Annotated in this window: 8 protein-coding genes; 3 read left to right on the top strand and 5 right to left on the bottom strand. The window is 60.5% G+C overall.

The features are described from left to right. The first annotated feature begins 58 nt into the window (after positions 1-58). The 3 genes from NG895_RS04645 (at position 59) to NG895_RS04635 (ending at position 7,103) form a co-directional block, all read left to right on the top strand. Positions 59-3,757 (top strand): WD40 repeat domain-containing serine/threonine-protein kinase, encoded by a 3,699-nt coding sequence (locus tag NG895_RS04645; RefSeq protein ID WP_252851285.1) that lies wholly within the window; start codon positions 59-61, stop codon positions 3,755-3,757. A 559-nt stretch (positions 3,758-4,316) separates the two neighbouring features. Further along, a complete protein-coding gene (locus NG895_RS04640) occupies positions 4,317-5,660 on the top strand; it encodes an SBBP repeat-containing protein (protein WP_252851284.1) in 1,344 nt (447 codons plus the stop codon). A 366-nt stretch (positions 5,661-6,026) separates the two neighbouring features. Next, positions 6,027-7,103: a TlpA family protein disulfide reductase gene (locus NG895_RS04635; protein ID WP_252851283.1), complete on the top strand. Its 1,077-nt coding sequence runs from the start codon at positions 6,027-6,029 to the stop codon at positions 7,101-7,103. Between the two features lie 371 nt (positions 7,104-7,474). Here the strand turns inward: NG895_RS04635 and NG895_RS04630 are convergent, their stop codons facing one another. From NG895_RS04630 to NG895_RS04610, 5 genes are read right to left on the bottom strand one after another with little or no spacing between them, the layout of a single operon-like run. Continuing rightward, positions 7,475-8,512: a hypothetical protein gene (locus NG895_RS04630; RefSeq protein WP_252851282.1), complete on the bottom strand. Its 1,038-nt coding sequence runs from the start codon at positions 8,510-8,512 to the stop codon at positions 7,475-7,477. A gap of 1 nt (position 8,513) precedes the next feature. Beyond that, positions 8,514-10,847 carry a glutamine amidotransferase gene (locus NG895_RS04625; protein WP_252851281.1) on the bottom strand — a complete coding sequence of 778 codons (2,334 nt, stop codon included), beginning with the start codon at positions 10,845-10,847 and terminating at the stop codon, positions 8,514-8,516. After that, the gene (locus NG895_RS04620) at positions 10,844-14,686 is read right to left on the bottom strand and encodes a coiled-coil domain-containing protein (protein ID WP_252851280.1); all 3,843 of its coding nucleotides are present in this window, start codon (positions 14,684-14,686) and stop codon (positions 10,844-10,846) included. The genes NG895_RS04625 and NG895_RS04620 overlap by 4 nt, the downstream gene beginning before the upstream one ends. 31 nt (positions 14,687-14,717) lie before the next feature. Further along, a complete protein-coding gene (locus NG895_RS04615) occupies positions 14,718-16,832 on the bottom strand; it encodes a BatA domain-containing protein (protein WP_252851279.1) in 2,115 nt (704 codons plus the stop codon). After that, positions 16,829-17,818 carry a DUF58 domain-containing protein gene (locus NG895_RS04610; protein ID WP_252851278.1) on the bottom strand — a complete coding sequence of 330 codons (990 nt, stop codon included), beginning with the start codon at positions 17,816-17,818 and terminating at the stop codon, positions 16,829-16,831. Before NG895_RS04610 ends, NG895_RS04615 begins: the two co-directional genes overlap by 4 nt. Between the last annotated feature and the right edge of the window lie 42 nt (positions 17,819-17,860).

Raw genomic sequence — 17,860 nt, 5'->3', positions numbered from 1 at the left:
AATGGAAAAGTAGACGGCGCATTATCCTGTAGAGCCCCAAAACCTCGGAGAATGCGTTATGAGCGACCTATCAGCAGCCAGATCGATCTTTCTTAGGGCGATTGAGCTGGGATCCCCTGACGAGCGTTCAGAGTTGGTCCATGCCGCATGCGGCGACGACTCGGAGTTGCGTGGCCGCGTTGACGCGCTGCTCAAGGCCTATGACGACCCTGACAGCTTTTTCGACGGGCCCATTGCAGGCGATGCATCGCAGGGCGATGCCCCAACCATCGACCTGCCCAAGATGTCGGAACGGTCAGGCACCGTTGTTGGCAGGTACAAGCTCTTGCAAGAAATCGGCGAAGGGGGATTTGGCGTCGTTTACATGGCGCAACAAACCGAGCCAGTCGAGCGAAAAGTCGCACTAAAGATCATCAAGCCCGGCATGGATAGCCGGCAGGTGATTGCCCGCTTCGAGGCTGAACGTCAGGCCTTAGCGCTGATGGACCACCAAAACATTGCCAGAGTACTGGATGCAGGGACCACGGAGGCCGGCCTGCCTTACTTTGTGATGGAACTGGTGAAGGGCGTGCCCATCACCAAGTATTGTGACGACAACAAGTTAACTCCAAGACAGCGGCTGGACTTGTTTCTGCCGGTCTGCCGCGCCATCCAGCACGCGCATCAGAAAGGCGTCATCCACCGCGACATCAAGCCATCGAACGTCTTGGTGGCCCTGTACGATGGTTGCCCCGTTCCAAAAGTCATCGACTTCGGCATCGCCAAAGCGACACAGCAGCGACTGACCGAGCGGACGATGTTCACCGAATTAGGGCAGGTCATCGGCACATTCGAGTACATGAGTCCCGAACAGGCTGAGATGAACCAGCTGGACATCGACACGCGGAGCGACATCTATTCACTGGGAGTTTTGTTGTATGAACTGTTGACCGGAACGACGCCGATCACCCAAAACCAGTTCCGTGAGGCGGGCTTGGTGGAAATGCTGCGCACGATTCGCGAGACGGAGCCGCCCAAACCGAGCACTCGACTGAGTGAAACGGGTGACGCGCTGGCAACAATCTCGGCCGTTCGACAAACGGAACCAGTTCGGCTTGCACAACTAGTCCGGGGCGATCTCGATTGGATCGTCATGAAGGCTCTCGAAAAAGACCGAAGTCGTCGCTACGAAAGCGCCAACGATCTGGCGGCCGACATTGAGCGGCATCTCCACCAGGAGCCCGTGCTCGCCGCCGCGCCCAGTGCGAGCTATCGGATGCGCAAGTTTGTAAGCAGAAACAAGCCGGCAGTCACCACGGCGGCGCTGCTCGCTCTACTTCTCCTTGGATTTGGGCTTGTCAGCACTTATCAGGCACAGGTTGCAAAGCGATCCGAGACGCGTGCACGGCTGGCTGAGCAAGATGCGAAGCAAAGTCTCGACCGCGAACAGCAAGCGCGAACCGAAGCGGAAGAAGATCGTGTCCGCGCCGAACTAGCAGAAGCCACTGCGACGTCTAACAAAGAGCAGGCGCTCGATCAACTCGCTCGAAGTGAATACGAGCAAGCCAGGGCAGTTCGGCTACTGGGTGAGCCAGGGGCCCGGTTTCAAGCTCTTGATCTATTGAATCGAGCAGAAGAGTTGCGGAGCCGTTCGAGTATTCAAGCCATGCTTGAAGCTAATTCATCTGAAGCAGTGCTTCCTACGCAACCTGAACTGCGGAGCGAGGCGGTTGCTGCATTGCTGAAGGCGGACGGGCACGTCACCCACCAATGGGATGGCATGACCCACGGTGTGAGTCCGAATGGAATATTTCTGGGAAGCCTGTGGATTGATCCCGCCGCGATGAGCGGCGGTATGCGAGTCGTCGACGTGCAATCGACTCAGCGAATCTACGACGAGAGCGGTGAGGCGGCCAAGAAAGTCTTGGGCATTGCGTTGGCTGTAGGGCCGGATGGCAAGCGATTGGCTGCATTTCAGACGGATGGCCACACCATAAAGTTGATCGACACCACAAATCACAAAGTCGAACGAACGCTCAGCATGCCCGAAAAGGCGACGGCAAGTGGTAGGGACATGACGTTTAGTCCAGACGGTCGGTGGTTGCTGGTTGGCTCGGGAATACTTAATGCAAAATTAGTGCTGTGGGATCTCGACGACGGAACTCAGGTAGAGGGAAAGATAATTGGAGAGGTTAAACAAATGCCGGTGGCAAGTACTGCCTTCGGCCCCCACGGTAAATTGCTCGCCTGGGCATCGGAAGCACAGGAGGTAATTCTCTGGAGCTTACTCGATGGCAAAGAGCAGAAGAAACTAGGTCTACCGCTTCGACTAGACGGTGGTATCGATTTCTCGTCTGATGGAACAACCCTCGTAGTTCATGGCTTTGATCGCAAGCAGGAGGGCTCTGCTGGGAAGGATAATCCCAGCCAGATCCGCCAAGGCTCACTTCTCCTATGGGATATTCAAGATGGGAAAGAGATCGCTCGATATTCAACCTCTCTTGCGAAACTGCCAAAGTTGCTCGATCTGTCGGACGATGGACGGCGAGTCGCCATCGGGCAACTTACCGGTTCCATCGACGTCCTCTCACTGGAAACAGGCGAACACTTTCCGCTGAATCACGGCGCCATGCTGCAAACAATCCAGTGGACTGCCGACAGCAAGCAATTAATCACGGCCGGGCCTGGCAAAGCGAAACTCTGGCAGCTTTCAGACGCAAACGTACTCAAGAGGCGCACGCTGGAAACGCGATCGGGCGAGGCGACAATTACTCGATTCGCCCTGTCGCCAGAATCCAAGGAGGTAGCCGTTGAATTTGCGGGAGTGTCGAAGGTCGGCCTGTTTGAGTTGGGCTCCGGTCGTCGTCTGACGGAACTTGAGAATCCGAGCTCTGCATCTCCCACAACGTGGCTGACTTTCGTTCCTGGAGGCGAACAATTACTGCGATTTGGTTTGAGGGAAATTCTTCTTTGGAACCTCGATGGCGATAGAAAGCCGCGTCGCATCGAACTGAAGGAATACAATGAGCTATTCTACTCCGTTGGATTTCTTTCAGATGGAGCAATGCTAGTCGGGGGGCAGAAAGCTTACGTCCCCGAAGTCATTAATCTACTTAGTGGCGAAAGCGTTTGGAGTCGAGAGAAGCGGATGTTAGGTGCTTCGGTACGCGTGAGTCGAGATGGGCAATTGGTAGTTTCGCACGACGAGACTTTCGAAACACATCCGCGCTCCATTGCCGTGCGGAAACTCCCCTCGGGGGAACTGCTCTCACAATTCCCGTCGTTTTCCAACGCCTGGTCAATAAGCACACGAATCGAAATTAGCCCCGAAAATCGCTGGGTACTGGAACTCGGCACCGCTGGTCCGATCTTGCCATTCTCCGGACACGCGATGGGATCCGCTGGCATCGTCAATGCTTTAGGTGCCGACGACCAACCGTGGGAAGCAGTGCTGTGGGATACTCAGACAGGAGTCGAATACTGGCGGGTCGCAGGGAACTCCACCGCCAATGCCGTCGTGTTCAGCCCAGATGGGCGTTATCTCGCCATATCGCAGCGAGATGGGAAGGTTCTCCTGTGGGACGTTGCCGCGAAGCAAGAATTGTTCAATTGGCTGGCTTGGCCCCAGGTCACGTCACAACCAGTGCTGTCGCACCAAATAGCGTTCACCGCCAACGGAGACGAACTGGTGGCGACCGACGAGGGATCGCCAGCTATCATCCTACTAAGCCTCAAAATGTTGAAGCGCGAATTGGCTGAGATGGGTTTAGGTTGGTAGCGTGCAGAAGTTTGATTGACCGCCTGCGGCTCATTGCGCTTCAACCTACAGTCGGCTGGACCAACACCAGCGAGTTGCGCGTCCCCGGAACTCGCAGAGGTGCCTCTTCATCAAGGACACCTCCCGCAGGTGTGCAACCTCCTCGCGGTCCGGTCGAGGGGGCAGGTGGTCACCTGCTAACTCCGCGCGGTGTACATCGCCTCAGCAAGCTAACGGCCGGCATTTAGGGTGCCCAAGTGTGACACGCCGAAGCACTTTTTGGCCCCTTCCAACCTGCAGCGGTGCAGCTCCGCCCCCGGCAGAATCGGGACGGCGGTTAGTTGCGGTAAGCATCGAGTGATTATCCCGGCTTCTCGAGCTAGTACACGAGCTTCGCAGGACCGTGCGACATTCGTCTCAACACGGCCGGCTGCGGGCTGTCAAGAGAGATATGTTTGCGTCCACTGTTGGACACACCTATACTGCCCATAAGAAGGTCATAGTGAGATTACCTGTTTCAACATTGGTGCGAACCAGCAGACCAGCACATCTGTCTTCTCCAACCTTGCCAGGTACGCTAATGCGAGCGATCACACTCTCATGCAGCTCGGTATTACTGTCGGTCGCCAGCACGGCATTTGCATTCGAGGCCGCGCCAACCATCCAGTGGATCGATCAGTTTGGCTCCTCAGGTGCCGAGAGTGCGCATGCGGTGGCGGTCGATGGTTTTGGCGACGTCTATTTGGCCTACTATACAAGCGGGAGTGTCGACGCCACGAGCGAGAACGACAGCATCTTCCTTCGCAAGTACAATTCTGCCGGCACGTTGCTCTGGTCGGAACCCTTGGGCCAATCGTCTTTCGAGCGACCAATCAGCATCGAAGTAGACGATGCAGGCGACCTGTACGTTGCTGGCTCCGTCTATGGTAACGGTACGACGTGGGATGCGTTCCTTTCGAAGTACAACTCCAGTGGATCGCGATACTGGTCTCAGCGGTTTGGTAGCTCGTCCGTAGACTTCGGATTCGATGTGTGTGTCGATGGCCAGGGAAATGCCTTCGTATCGGGCCTGACGGAGGGCGTAGTCGACGGAGTGAACGCCGGAGAGGGTGACGCTTTCGTCGCCAAGTTCGACACCGACGGCAACCACCTCTGGAGCCGACAATACGGGACAAGCGGTACCGACTTCGGCGAAGGCATCGCGGCAGACGCGGATGGTAACGTCTACGTGACAGGTAACTCGAACACCGGATACCCAATCACGGACATCGATTCGCTGGTGGTCAAGTACGACCCAACAGGCGCACTCGTCTGGACGAGAGAAATCAACCCCGCGGGGCACTACGTCGGGAGCTCAGATATTGCCGTTGTTGACGACACTCTATATATCATCGGCGATGAACAGCTCCAATTCGGGGGCTGGGATGCCTTTCTCGCCACGTACGACACTGCCGGCAACTATCAGTCCCACTTTCGGTGGGGGTCAACCGGCACCCCGGTAGCATCTGATAGTACTTCGGATCTAGCGGTAGATCCGGCCGGCGGGTTGCTCGTAATAGGAAGCACACGCGGCGATCTCGCCGCTGAAAATCGAGGTGTCGAAGACATCTACGTGACAAAGTTCGATGCCGCTGGTGCGATTTCCTGGAGCAAACAATTCGGGACGTCAGGCTCAGACTACGGAAATAGCATCGCGGTCGATGGATCTGGCAATATCTATATCGGAGGCAGCACGACTCGAGCGTTGAGCGGCTCTAGTTCAGGGTACTATGACGCCTACTTAGCAAAGTTGAGTTCCGTTCCAGAACCTGCGACTGCGACATTGGCAGCCGCTGCATGCACCGTACTGGCGCTGTTCCACAGGCGGAGTCTGCGCAGCACCCGATCGTCATTCGGGACTTCGCCTAATGCTTCCGCGGACTGACGCCCCAGGCTATGCGCTGTCGCCGCTCCGCGGCTAGGGTGAAAGTTGCCCTCAGCGTGTCATGCTTTGGCAGCGATATCCTTTTGACATGGCAAGCTGAATCGGACGAGGTGGCCGAGGCAGGTTTTGATGACTCCAAAGTTGCCGAGGTGAGCTGCACCGAGGTCTGTTGAGAAGGGGCCCGAAGGGGCATCAGCGAGTCAGGTTAGGGCGCTGAGGGCATCCGTTTCAGGTTGCTGGGGTAATGTACAACTCGCGCATTGCTGCGGCACCAGAGATGTGCAGAACTGCTACAATGGAGGGGGGGCTGTCACCGTTCTTGTGACGAAGCAGGTTGTACGAGGGCTCACTTTTTCTGTAACGAATATGGCGTTCGTCGAATGGTTGCAATTCAGGGTTCCCTGCATGCGCACATTTCTGTATTTGATGCTTGTTCTACTTTGCTGGTTCACATTGGGATTGATTCTGGAGCTCAATCGTGAGCCCAGCTACGGAGCGAACTATCTCGTCGGACTCGGCTTCGATTTGCTTCTTGTTATCATTGCCTGTGCGACTTGTGCCGGTCTCTGCACAAAGAGTCAGCGACTCTGCGCAATGTCCGCTCCATCTAAGATGTTGCTCTCATTTATCATTGCGTTTGTTGCGGGTCTCCCTGTTGTCGTCGCCCAGCAGGTCCGCTTCGGAGATCCGGTTTACATTCGCCTCTGGGATGTTTACTGGGGGATGTTTTATCGCGGCCCCGAATGGATTGTAATTGTCATACATCTTTTTGTAACAATGCTCCTCGCCGCAGGACTGTATTTCGTAATACGTCGACGAGAAGTGCATCGGCCGCACTCGGCTCATCGCCGATACCCTGTCGGCATATTGAACTCGGTTATCCTGCTAGGATTGGTTTGTGCGAATGTCTACGTTGCTCGGCATTATTCTCTGGCACTGAAGTCAGGTCGACCAGATCATTTCTTGACGCATGATCACTCTATTGGCACTTCCGTTGGTGCGTTTAGGTTAACCGATACGGAGGGATCGCAGATTCTACATGACCCTCGCGCCAACCGTGTTCTGCTCGTCAACTTTTTCGCAACATGGTGCGGACCTTGTGTGCTGGAGATGCCGCACCTGCAAAAGATTTGGGAAGAGAACAGGGAAGATCCTCGGTTCTCGATGGTGATCGTCGGTTTGGGGGAGCCGATTGGTGCGCTTATCGAGTTCAAAGAGGAAAACCTCTACACTATGCCGTTCGCGTCTGACGAAAGTGGGACCATCTACAGCCAATTTGGGTTGGATGGAACAATACCACACACATGTGTACTACAGCACGGAAGGATTGGTCTGTCGATAACAGGCTACGACGAGAATCGCCTGGACGAGTTGAATCAGTACTTGGAAGCCACCCTGCGACAGTCCCCAGGTCATCGAACCAACGCGAGCAGCGAACAATGAGCTGCAGTGGCTCTGCGTTGATATAGTTGCTGACAAGGGAGAGTCAACGTCTGCCGCCTGCTGATCGCGGACGACGATTAGCCAGCAATAGCACCTGGAAGCTTTCTCGACCTGTGGGACACAAATCCCTGCGGTACAGCTTACCTGAGAGAGACAGAGAGCCCGGAGAATTGCGTCGGCCATGTCGTCAAAAACACTTTCCGCATACGTCAAACTCCGCGCGGTGTACATCATCGCGGCAAGTTAGGTCCGGCGCTTAGGTTGCCTCAGCATACCACGCCGAAGCACTTTTTGGCCCCTTCCAACCTGCAGCGGTGCAGCTCCCCCCGCGGCAAATTCGACAATCCCAGAACCTGCCTCCGCCACGGCGATCAACCGCCCGATTCAGCGGGCGATTCGGCTGGGTTGGTTGCGGGCTCCGCTTCGCTGGCGGCCGGCGTTTCGGTGTGGTAGAGCCGGGCCAGTTCGAGCATCAGTGTCTCGAGCTGCTCGAAGTACTGCTCCTGGCCGAGGGAAGACTTTTGCTGGCGGAGTGCCTCGAGTTCGAGTTCCAGAGCGTCGCGTCGCTCGCGCGATTCCTGCGGCATCCGCGCTTCGCGATCGCTGGCAACCAGATGCACCTGATGGGCGCGAACACCGTCGAGTTCGGCGCCCTGTTTTGCTTGTTGCGTTGCCCGCAGCCCTCGAAACCAGCCGGCCGGCGTGCCGAGCCCGTCACCGTTGTCGTCCAGCAGGGCGTGTTCGGTGGCAAGCCGGGCGTCCTCTTCGTAGAACTCCGCCACGCGGCGGCAGGCCGTTAGATAGGCTTCCAACAGCGAGACCTGGTCGTCCTTATCGAGGTCGGCCTGCGGATCGGTGATGGCGCCGGCCAGGTACTGGCCAAACCGGGCGAAGTTGAGTTCATACCCACTGTTGGTAGCCGTGATCACAATACGACCTTCGGCCGACAACTGATTGAGAAACGGCCCGCTGGAGGACGCGCAGTTGATCACAACGATGGGCGTCTTGATGGGGGCCAGCCATTCGGCGAGTTCCTCGGCCGTGACGTCGGCGCCGCGGAGGTTGAACTTTGCGGTGTTGCCATCGTAGGTGCCGTGGCCGATGAGCACGAGCCAAAACAGGTCGGATTCCACCTCCGCCTGCCGGCGGAGCGCGGCGATAATTTGCTCGCGATCGCTGCTGTCGCTCTCGGAGGTGCCAATCACTTTCGCGTTGGCCTGAGCAGTGTCGGCGGCCGTGCGCCACTGGTCGACCCACTGGTGAAACATCTCGCCGTACTCGGCCTGCCCCGGGGCCCCCATCACCAGCAGCATCTCCTGCTTGGGAAGCGCAACCTCCTGGCCCATCGCCTGCGAACAGAGCAGCGCCGTGGCGATGGCCAGCACGTATTGTCGAGTCTTCGGTCTCATGCTACGCCAGTCCCTTCCATCGCCGCAGACCCCATTCGCCAATCAGGCACGCGATGGCGAAGGTGAAGAACGCCGGATGGTGCCATAGCGGATTGATCCACGTTTCCGTGACGGGCATCTCGCGGCGATCGAGCCCAGAGACGAACGTATTCAGTTCACCTAGCTCCAGCACCTGGCCCCCGGTCTGAGAGGCAATTTCGTCGAGCAGCGTACGATTCACCCGTAACTGGCGGAACTCGTCGGCCAGTGGTTCGGCCACCCAACCTGTCTCGCACTCGCCAACGGGCGAGCCGTCCGGCGCGAGGGCGGTCACCTGCACCCGGTGAGGTCCGGGGGTTCGCGAATGATGGTGGGCCACGTACAGCCCCGCTTCGCTGTCGTCCGCTTCGGCGGCGATCTCCACCTGCTTGCTATCAGGCCCCCGCACGGTGATCTTCAAGCTGGCGTTCTCCAGCGGCAAGTACTCGGCATCGTGCACGCGAATCTTCAGCGTCCTGGCATTGGCGGTTGTCTGACTGTCGACCGCTGCGTGGGTTTCGACTTCCACCCGACGGGGAACATCGGCCACCAGCCAGCGGATGGTCTGCCGCCAGGACTTTTCGAGGTCGTCGTTGGCCACCTCGCCCCGCCGCAGCCCCCACCGCCAACTGTCGGCGATCAACAGCGCCGCGGAGCGGCCACGGCCGAACCGCTGAGCAACGAGTGCCGGGTAGGTCGTTCCGCTGGGGTTGGCCACTTGCGCCAGCTCCATGGCGCCTGGCTTCAGATTGCCAACCGCATTCATGGCCTGGAAGTCGGGCATGCTGGCCAGCCGCTGTTGTTCCTCGTTCTCGCTCTTACGCAGGCGGACCCAGTCCTGCAGCCAACCTTCGCGTGTCAGCACCAGACGAAGTTCGGAGTCGCTCGCAGCGAGCTGGTCTGCTGGATCGCTATCCAGGTAAACCGGCAGCAAGTCGCCAACCGGCGTGAGGCGATATCCCCCCTCGGCAAACGATTCGACGCCTCCGGCCATCAACAGGCCACCACCACGGCGACTGACAAAGCCCTCGATTAAGGCGAGCTGGTCCTGCGAAAAGAACTCGGCCTCCACGTCGTCCAGCACAATGGCGTCGTACTTGTACAGTTCGTCCGCCGACTGAGGAAAGCCGTCGCGGAGTTCTTCTTCATCTTCGGTGCCGAGTCGAGTCAGCACCGGTTCGTCGTAGCGTTCGGCGGTGTCTTCGTCGTCGCGGTTGAAGCCCTCGAAGAGTTGATTGCCCGAACCTTCGCCTCGGCGGCGGAAAGTAAACTTGGGTTCGCGGGTGGCGATGCGTATCAGCCCCACCAGCTCCAACTGGTCGTCGTCGGCCAGGGCTCGGCGAAGGAACTTGAAATCCCAGTTTGGTCGGCCCGACACGTAGAGCACCCGGAAGGGTCCTTTGCCGTTGTCGACCACCACGCCCCGCGTGTTGTTGGCCTCGACGGCTTCTTCCGTGCCGCCCGCCGCGGTGACTCGAAACACGTTGACGCCGGCGTGCTCAGGCCGAACCTGAAACCGTGCGGTGGCCACTTCCGACTCGGCAGGCACCTGAACGGTTTGCGACTCGAGCTCTTGCGACTTTTCGTCGTACAGGGTGACTTCGACCTCTCGATCGCCGGCGCCGATCGAGCGAATGTCGGCATGAATCGTGACGGGGGCCGTCTCGAAGTTGGTCTGCCGCACCGAGATCCGCTCGACGCTTACGTCCGGCAGGACGTCGTCCGTACCAATCAGCACCGGGAAGATCGGTGGAATTCCCGCCCAGTCGAGCAGGTCGTAATTCATGTCCGTGGCGTTGCCGTCGGTCAGCAGCAACACTCCGCCGATCGGTAGTCCACGGAATCGCCGTTCGAGCTCGCTGATCGCCGAAACGATTCCGGTGGCCTCGCCGGCGAAGTCGAGGGTGGCAAAATCCTTAACGTCCTGCATGCGGCGGTCGAACGCAAACCTCCGCAAGTCGAAGTTCCGGTCGAGTTGCGTCTGCCAACGTGTTTCGGCCAGCAACATCTGCTGCAGCTTCTCGCCCCGCGTCTGGCCACCCCGCGTGTCGCGGATCTGCATGCTCTGACTGTTGTCGACGGCCACTGCGAACATATTGGCGCCGGGGCGGGGGCGGACGCCGCTGGTGAGCGGTTCGACCAAACAGAGCGCTAGGGCGGCCAGTCCGACGACTTTCAGTACGGCCCCAACCGTACTCCAGCCGCGCGACGCTGGCGCACGCCAGTAGCTCCACAGCAATGCTGCCAAGCCAACCGCGAACAACGCGAGCGCTGGACCAGCCCATTCGGGAGCGCCCCATAGACCCCATTCGGTCATTCGCCACTCCCCAATCGTTGATAGTACTTCTCGACGGTATCGGCATACTCCACCGGTACCGGGTCGCGGTCGATGGGAACCAGCGAATCGGGCGACTCCTGCCGGCGGCGTTCTTCGCGCACTCGTTGGCGGATTTCGGCCAGCGGCTCGGCAACCGCGTCGATCAGGCGATCCCAGTCCGGCTCCTTGGAATTCCGTGTGTAGTCGGCCCGTGCGGCTTCGGCGCGGTCGCGAATACGGGCCACCTCGGCACGGAGATCCCGGTCTTCCAACAGATCCTCCACGTTGCGCATGCGGTCACTCCACTCGCGGAAGTTATCGCCCGTGATCGGGCCACCAGCATCTTCCCGCGAGGCGTCGAGCCAATCGGTCAAATCGGATAACAAGCCGCCGCCACCGCCGCGCTGGTTGTCCTGGTTGTTGGGCGGCTGCTGCCCGCTGGGCTGGCCGCCGGGGCCCTGTGGCTGCTGTTGGTCGGATGGCTGGTCACCCGGAGTTGGCTGGGTCGATTGCTCGCCACCCTGTTGCGGCTGTTGACCGGCGGAGGGCTCGCCCTGTGGCTGTCGATCGCCCGCTTGCTGTTGGCCTCCACCTTGTTGTTGGCCTCCGCTCTGTTGTTGGTCTTCGTTCGGTTGCTGGTCGTCGCGTGGTTGTTGGTCGCCAGGTTGGCCACCGCGATTCTGGCCCTGCTGTTCGGAGGTTTGTTGGCCTTGCGATTGCTGGCCTTCCGCTGGTTGGCGACCCTGCTGTTGGCCGTCCTGCGCTGGTGGCTCGCCTTGTGTTTCACCGGGCTGAGCCGAGCGTTGCTGATCGGACGGGGCGTCCTCACCCCGGGCCTCGCGGATCTCGCGATTCAGTTGCTCTGACAAATCCTCCAGTTCACGTTCGGCGCGGCGGAGCGCCTCGGTGTCGTCGCCCAGTACGCTTTCGGCGGCGCTATCCACTCCTTCGCGAAGCTGGCGGATACTGTTGCCAGCCGCCCGCATGGTTTCGGTGGCATCGCTCACCACGCCCACCTCGAGTAGTTGCTCGGCGACGTCGAGCGCCTCGGGCACGGGTACGTCGTTGGCCTGCTGCACGGCTTCGTAAAGTTCCCGGGCGAGCAGCGGCTCGGGCTCCTCGGCTTCGCGGACCGTCTCTTGAATGCGCTCGATCAGGTCTTCGTACTCGCGCCGCTGCTGGGCCAGTCCATCCATGACCTCCTGCCGCGCGCCGCCGTCGCGGAGCGAGCGGTTCTGTTGTTCCTGTTGCTGCGAGAGGTTCTCGGTCAGCTCGCGTTGCCGCTCGTCGAGCTGACGGGCGGAGTCGCTGAGCTGGCGCATCTCTTCGCTAAAGTCGTCGGCCGTCCGCCGGCGGAACTCATCGCGCAGCTCGTTCAGGTCGCGTTCGGCGCGAGTGCCTTCGGTCACGGCGTCCGACATCCGGCCCTGTTCGAGCGCTTCGGACGCCTGTTGAATCCGTTCGCGGGTCTGTTCGAGTTGCTGCTGTGCTTCCTCGGTCTCGGACGAGGCTTCGGAGTTGCTCATGTCGGATTGCAGTTGGTCGGTGTCGCGCAGAATTTCCTGCTGCTGCTCCCGCAACCGCTTGAGCTCTCGCTCAATCTCTTCCCGCTCCTCTTCGGACTGGGCGGCTTGCAGTTCCGACTGCAATTGTCGCACCCGCTGATTCAGATCTTCCTGGCGGCGGGCCAGTTCGCGAAGGCGGTCCAGCACCTGCTGCGCCTGTTCGCTTCCGCCCTGAGCCTGCTCGCGTTGATCTTGGGCGCGGCTTTGCGTCTCGTAGCGATTTTCTTCGGCCGATAGCTCGAGCTGATTGAGCTGTTGCTGGGCACGGCTGTTTTGCCCCGAAGCACTGCTCGACTGGGCCCCCTGTTGCTGCTGAGGGTTCCCCTGCACGACGTTGAACTCGCGAGCGCGGAGCTTCAACAACGCCTGGTAGGCGCCTTGCTCGGCCGACAGGGCGGTTCGCAGTCCGTCGGTGCCGTCCGCCTCGGCGAGCCGCTTCAGGGCCTCCTGCATCTGTTCGTTGGCAGCCGCGGCGTGCGCGAGCGACTCCTGATCGGTAAGCTGCTCGGTCAGTTCATCCAGTTGCCCGAGCGCCTGCTGTTGCGACTCGACGAGCACGCCGACATCGTCCGCAAACGACGCACTGGGCTCCGTGGCGGTTTCGCGGCGAATGAGCGCCCAGGTCGCGTTAATGATCTGCTTTTGCAGTTCGGCAAGTTCCTCCGACTGCTGCGAGGTGCCTTGCCCCTGTTGTTGATTTTGTTGCTGGGCCTCGCGTTGTTGTTGCTGCGTTGGTTGGTCGCCCTGGCGGAAGATCTCTTCGAAATGACGCACCTCGGCGAAATACATGTCGCTCATGGTCTGCCGCACCTGGCCGTCCGGCCCGATGTCTTCGGCCCACAGGTAGTACGACAACAGCTGATCGGGCTCGGCATCGAGGGCCTCGAAGGCAACCAGGTGGGCAACTTCCGCTTGCTTGGCCACGGCCTCGGCCGCGGTGCTGTCCTGCAGCACCACTTCTTGCGGCGGGTTACTGCCGATCGCATAGCTGATGCCGGCGCGGAGCAACCCAAAATCGTCGGACGCCTCGCCCGAGATAGTGAGCTCTTCGATCGGCGAGACGCGGACATCTTTGGCGGGTAGGGCAATTTTGAGTTCGGCTGGCCGGTTCGGAGTGACTTTCACCACGAACTCCGGAGGCAGCTTGTTCTGCCGATCCTTCTCGTCGGTCAGCAGCAGTTTGAATCGGCGGGACTTGTCGAGCGTCAGCGTCACGGCGTACACCGGCGCCTCGTCCTCGGTACGAACCAGCGGCAACTCCTCGCCGTTCCGGTCGACAAACAACGCGCGGGCCACTTCTTTGTTCAAGCGGCAGCGAAACGTCAGTTCGGTTCCTTCAACGGCCGTCACGTGGCGGACATCGTCGATGTGCTTCGGTTCGAGCGACGTGTACTCGGGATACGTAAGCTGGGCGTCGGCCCGCTGCAGCTTGGGATAGTCGAACACCGTAACGGGGTATCGATCGGTCTGGCGGCCGGCATACTTCACCGAGTAAACCAGGTCGCTGTCGACCGATGCCACGCGGCCGACAAACTTCGGGTCCTCAAAGCTTCGGGTCATGGGACGAGTGCCGATGCTTTCGCCTTCGGTGGCCGCTGCCGGTTCGACCAGCAGCGTTGCTTCGGAGGGCACATCGCGTCCGAACTCGGCGACGACCAGCAGTGTCGTCCCGCGTTCGATCTCGGTCTCGCCAGGCTGGACCAGCACGTCGAAGTCGAGCCGCTTGGTCGGTGTCGGCAACTCGGTCGGCGGGCTGCTCGACCGGGCGACGGCTTCGCCTCGATGGAACAGCATCGTGCAGGCGGCTACCAGCGCGGCAAACGCGACCAACTGCGCGATCTGCGAGAATGCAAGCTGCGCGGTCGAGACAGCGCGGTTCCAGTTGTGTTTGCGGCCATGCCTGACCGCTTCGCGTACCACCGACGATTGCAGGTATCCCAGCTTGCGAAGCTGAGGCGAGGGGGCCTGCTCCAACGCGGCCAGCAATCCGGCGCCAAGCTCCGGGTGTTTTGCTTCGATGTGTCGCGCAATCCAATGGGGGTCGCGTATGCTTCGCAGTACCAGAATCCGGCACACCACGGCCGTCAACATCGCCGCACCGGCAATCGCCAGGGCCAGTTGCTGACTGGTAAAGTCGAGATACCACACATTGGCCCACAGCAAACCGGCTACGGCAGCCCACAGAAGCCAGCATAGCGCGAGTGCCCATCGCTGCCGCACGATCTGCATCCGCGAGCGAACCGCTCGGAGCATTCTGTGGAGTTCCTGGATCATCAGTGGTTCCTGACGTACCTTGAGTTTAATTTCATGTCGCGGCCAGTGGCTGTTCGGCGGGGCGGGAGAGCCAACCGGCCAGCAACGACTCGACAATCAGCGTCACGATCGCCAGCGCCACCAACCACTTCCATATCTTCTGGCGGCTTTCCAGTTCCACGTCACGCGTCTGTTGCATCTTCGCCGTTTCCGCTGCAACGTCAAATTCGGCCGACAGCCGCACACCGGCCTGCTCCAATGCCTCCTGGGGGAGCGGTGCTGTATCGCTTTCGGTCGAGTCGAGGTGCACTGCAAATTCCTCCGAACCATCCACGGTTGCCAGCCGATAGACACCCGGGGTGTCGACCCCCTGAATAACCGTATCGTCGCCGGCAAGGGGGATTTCGTCGCCGTTGGGCTTGGTCACCACCGGATTGGCCGGCAGCTCGATGCCCTGCGGCAACGGCACCCGCTGGTTCACTTGATAGCTGGGACTGAAGGTGGTATCCCGACGATGACTTTCGATCAACGACGAAATCATCAGCGGGAACTTCCACGACCGCGCTAATTGACTATCTCCCGGGTTCCAGCCGGCGGTCATGACCAATAGCTCGCCAGTGCCGGTGCTTCGCTGCAAGATGGCCGGCGCCCCGGAGTCGAATCGGGCGATCACCTTCGCTTCGTCCAGCGCTGCTTCGTCTAACTGGCGATACTTCCAGAACAGGATCTGCGTGAAGTTGTTGAACTGCGGCCCCGCCATGGCGGCGAACAATGGGTGGTCGAAGTCGATCTCGCCCAGCATGGCGTAGTCGTCGGGGTCGACGCTGGTCACTTCCACCTGGTCCTGGTCGAGCAACGTGGCCAGAGGCTCCGCGTCTTCGTCGCCCGTCACCACGTACAACAGCAGCCCGCCCCGCTGGGCAAATTGGCGCAGCTCCGCTATCTGCGACTGCGAAGGGGGCGCGGTCACCACCACCAAGTGCGGGGGGTCGCTGTCGATCACGGCCTGGGCGCCCGGCTTTACGTGAACCACTTCGGCCGTGCGCGAAGCGTCGCTCTGAATGGCCCGGTCCAGGTAGTACGCCATGGCATCGGCGTCGGTGGGATCGTCCTCGCCCAAGCAGACCACCCGCACCTGGTCGCGCGACGGTGGCAGGTAGTAAACCGTATTGTCGAAGTCGAAGGCGTCGCCGGTCAGCACAAGCTGCGGGTTCGGGCCCGAGGCCTTGGGGGGTGAAATGCGAACCACGCGGCTCTCGCCGGGCGGCGCATGCACATCGATCGGATTGCCCAGCGAATCGCCGTCCGGGGTTTGCCAGCGGAGTCGATAGTCTTCCAGTTTCGAGCCTGCGGCGTTGGTGACTCGCACGCGAAGTCGTTGGTCGCGGGCTTGCTCGATGGTGGTGGCCGTGGCCTGCTGGCCGAGCAGCTCCAATCCCGCGTTGGTCGGTTCATCCAGCGTCAGCGGTATCAACTCCAGCGACGCATCTTCGGGCCACTCGTAAGCGGCCAAGGCATCGAGCCGGCTGCCAGACTGCAGATCGGTGATCAGCACAATTCGTCGGGGGGCGGCAACCTCTTCACCATCGGTATCGTGCATGTCTTCCAGCGACGCCAGGGCATCGGCCAGCGCCTGCCCCAGGTGGGTGCCCGCCCAGGTCGGCTGCATTTGTTTCAGCATTCCATTGACCGCCGGGCGGCGCCGCGAAGCTTCCAGCCCCGCCAGATCGTGGTGGCTGGCGACCGGCCGCAGCGTTTCGTCGAAGGCATACACGGCGAAGCGATCTTGCGGGCGATACTCGGCCAGAGTGTCGTCCACGGCCGCGACGGCTTGTTGCCACAGGTTGCCGCGGCGCATGCTGGCGCTGGTATCCACCAGCACCGCAACGCGCTGGCGCCCCACGTCGTCGGGCTGCACCAGGGCGGCCTGACGAAACAGTGGCCGCGCGAAGGCAATGGCCAGCAACGTAATGGCCAAGGCACGCAACAAGAGCAGCAATAGGTTGTCGATGCGACTTCGCTTGGTAACCCTCGGCGGCGAGGGCTGCAAGAACATCAACGAACTGAACAGCATCTCGCCGCGGGGCGTGCGGCGGATCAGGTGAAACACCAGTGGCAGCGATATGGCCGCCAGGCCCAGCAAGTAGAGTGGTGCGAGTACGCTCAAGACACCCTCCTGGCGGTCCGGTCGTTGTGCGAGGGGGCGCGACCTTGCTGCATCCGTGCCCGCAGCAGGTCGAACAACGACAGTTCAAGCGGTCGATCGGTCGGGCAAACCACGTACTCCACTCCCAGGTCGCTGCACACGCTCTTTAAAGCCGCGGCGTGGCTGTTGAACGCCTGGAGGTACTGCTCGCGAGCCGCCTCGGGATCGATGTACAGCCGCTTGCCCGACTCCATGTCGTGAAACATTTGCGGATTGGTGAACGGGAAGGTCGACTCGCTGGGATCGATCACGCGCAGCACCAGCACGTCATGCCCTCGCGATCGAAGGTACCCCAACTGCGTGGACAGCACTTCGATCGGCGCCAGCAGGTCGGAAATCAAGATCACCATGCCGCGTTTGCTGACGGTCTTGGCAATCTGGTCCAGCGGTTCGGCCAGGTTGGTGCCGGTACCCTGCGGCTCGCGCTGCAAAGCGGCCATGAAGTGGCGGAGGTGTCCTGTGCGATGTCGCGGCGGAAGGTATTCGCTGATCTGCTCGTCGAAGACCGCCAGCCCTACGGCATCGCGCTGCAGGTACAAGAAGTACGCCATCGTAGCGGCCAGCGTGCGGGCGTACTCGTGCTTCGTGATCTCGCCCGATGCAAAGCCCATCGATTTACTCGTGTCGACCAGCAAGTAGCACAGCAAGTTCGTCTCGTCTTCAAACCGCTTGACATAGTAGCGATCGCTGCGGGCGAACAACCGCCAATCGACGTAACGCACATCGTCCCCCGGTACGTACTGACGGTACTCGCTGAACTCCACCGAGAAGCCATGGTACGGGCTGCGGTGGATGCCCGAGTAAAACCCCTCGACAATCACCCTGGCCCGCATCTGCAGATTCTTGATCTGCATGAGCGTTTGCGGATCCATGAAGCTGACGCTGCGAGCGCCGCCGGCAGGCTGCCCGGAGGCGGGCGTCGTTCGATTGTCCGGTGCGGCGGGCATGGCGGGACTGCAACAGGGGGGGGAGTTTGAGAGGGAGGCGTC

The organism is Aeoliella straminimaris (assembly GCF_024054565.1).
GTDB lineage: Bacteria > Planctomycetota > Planctomycetia > Pirellulales > Lacipirellulaceae > Aeoliella > Aeoliella straminimaris.
The sequence above is the reverse complement of the archived record's forward strand: the minus strand, read 5'-3'. Positions and strand labels throughout refer to the sequence as shown.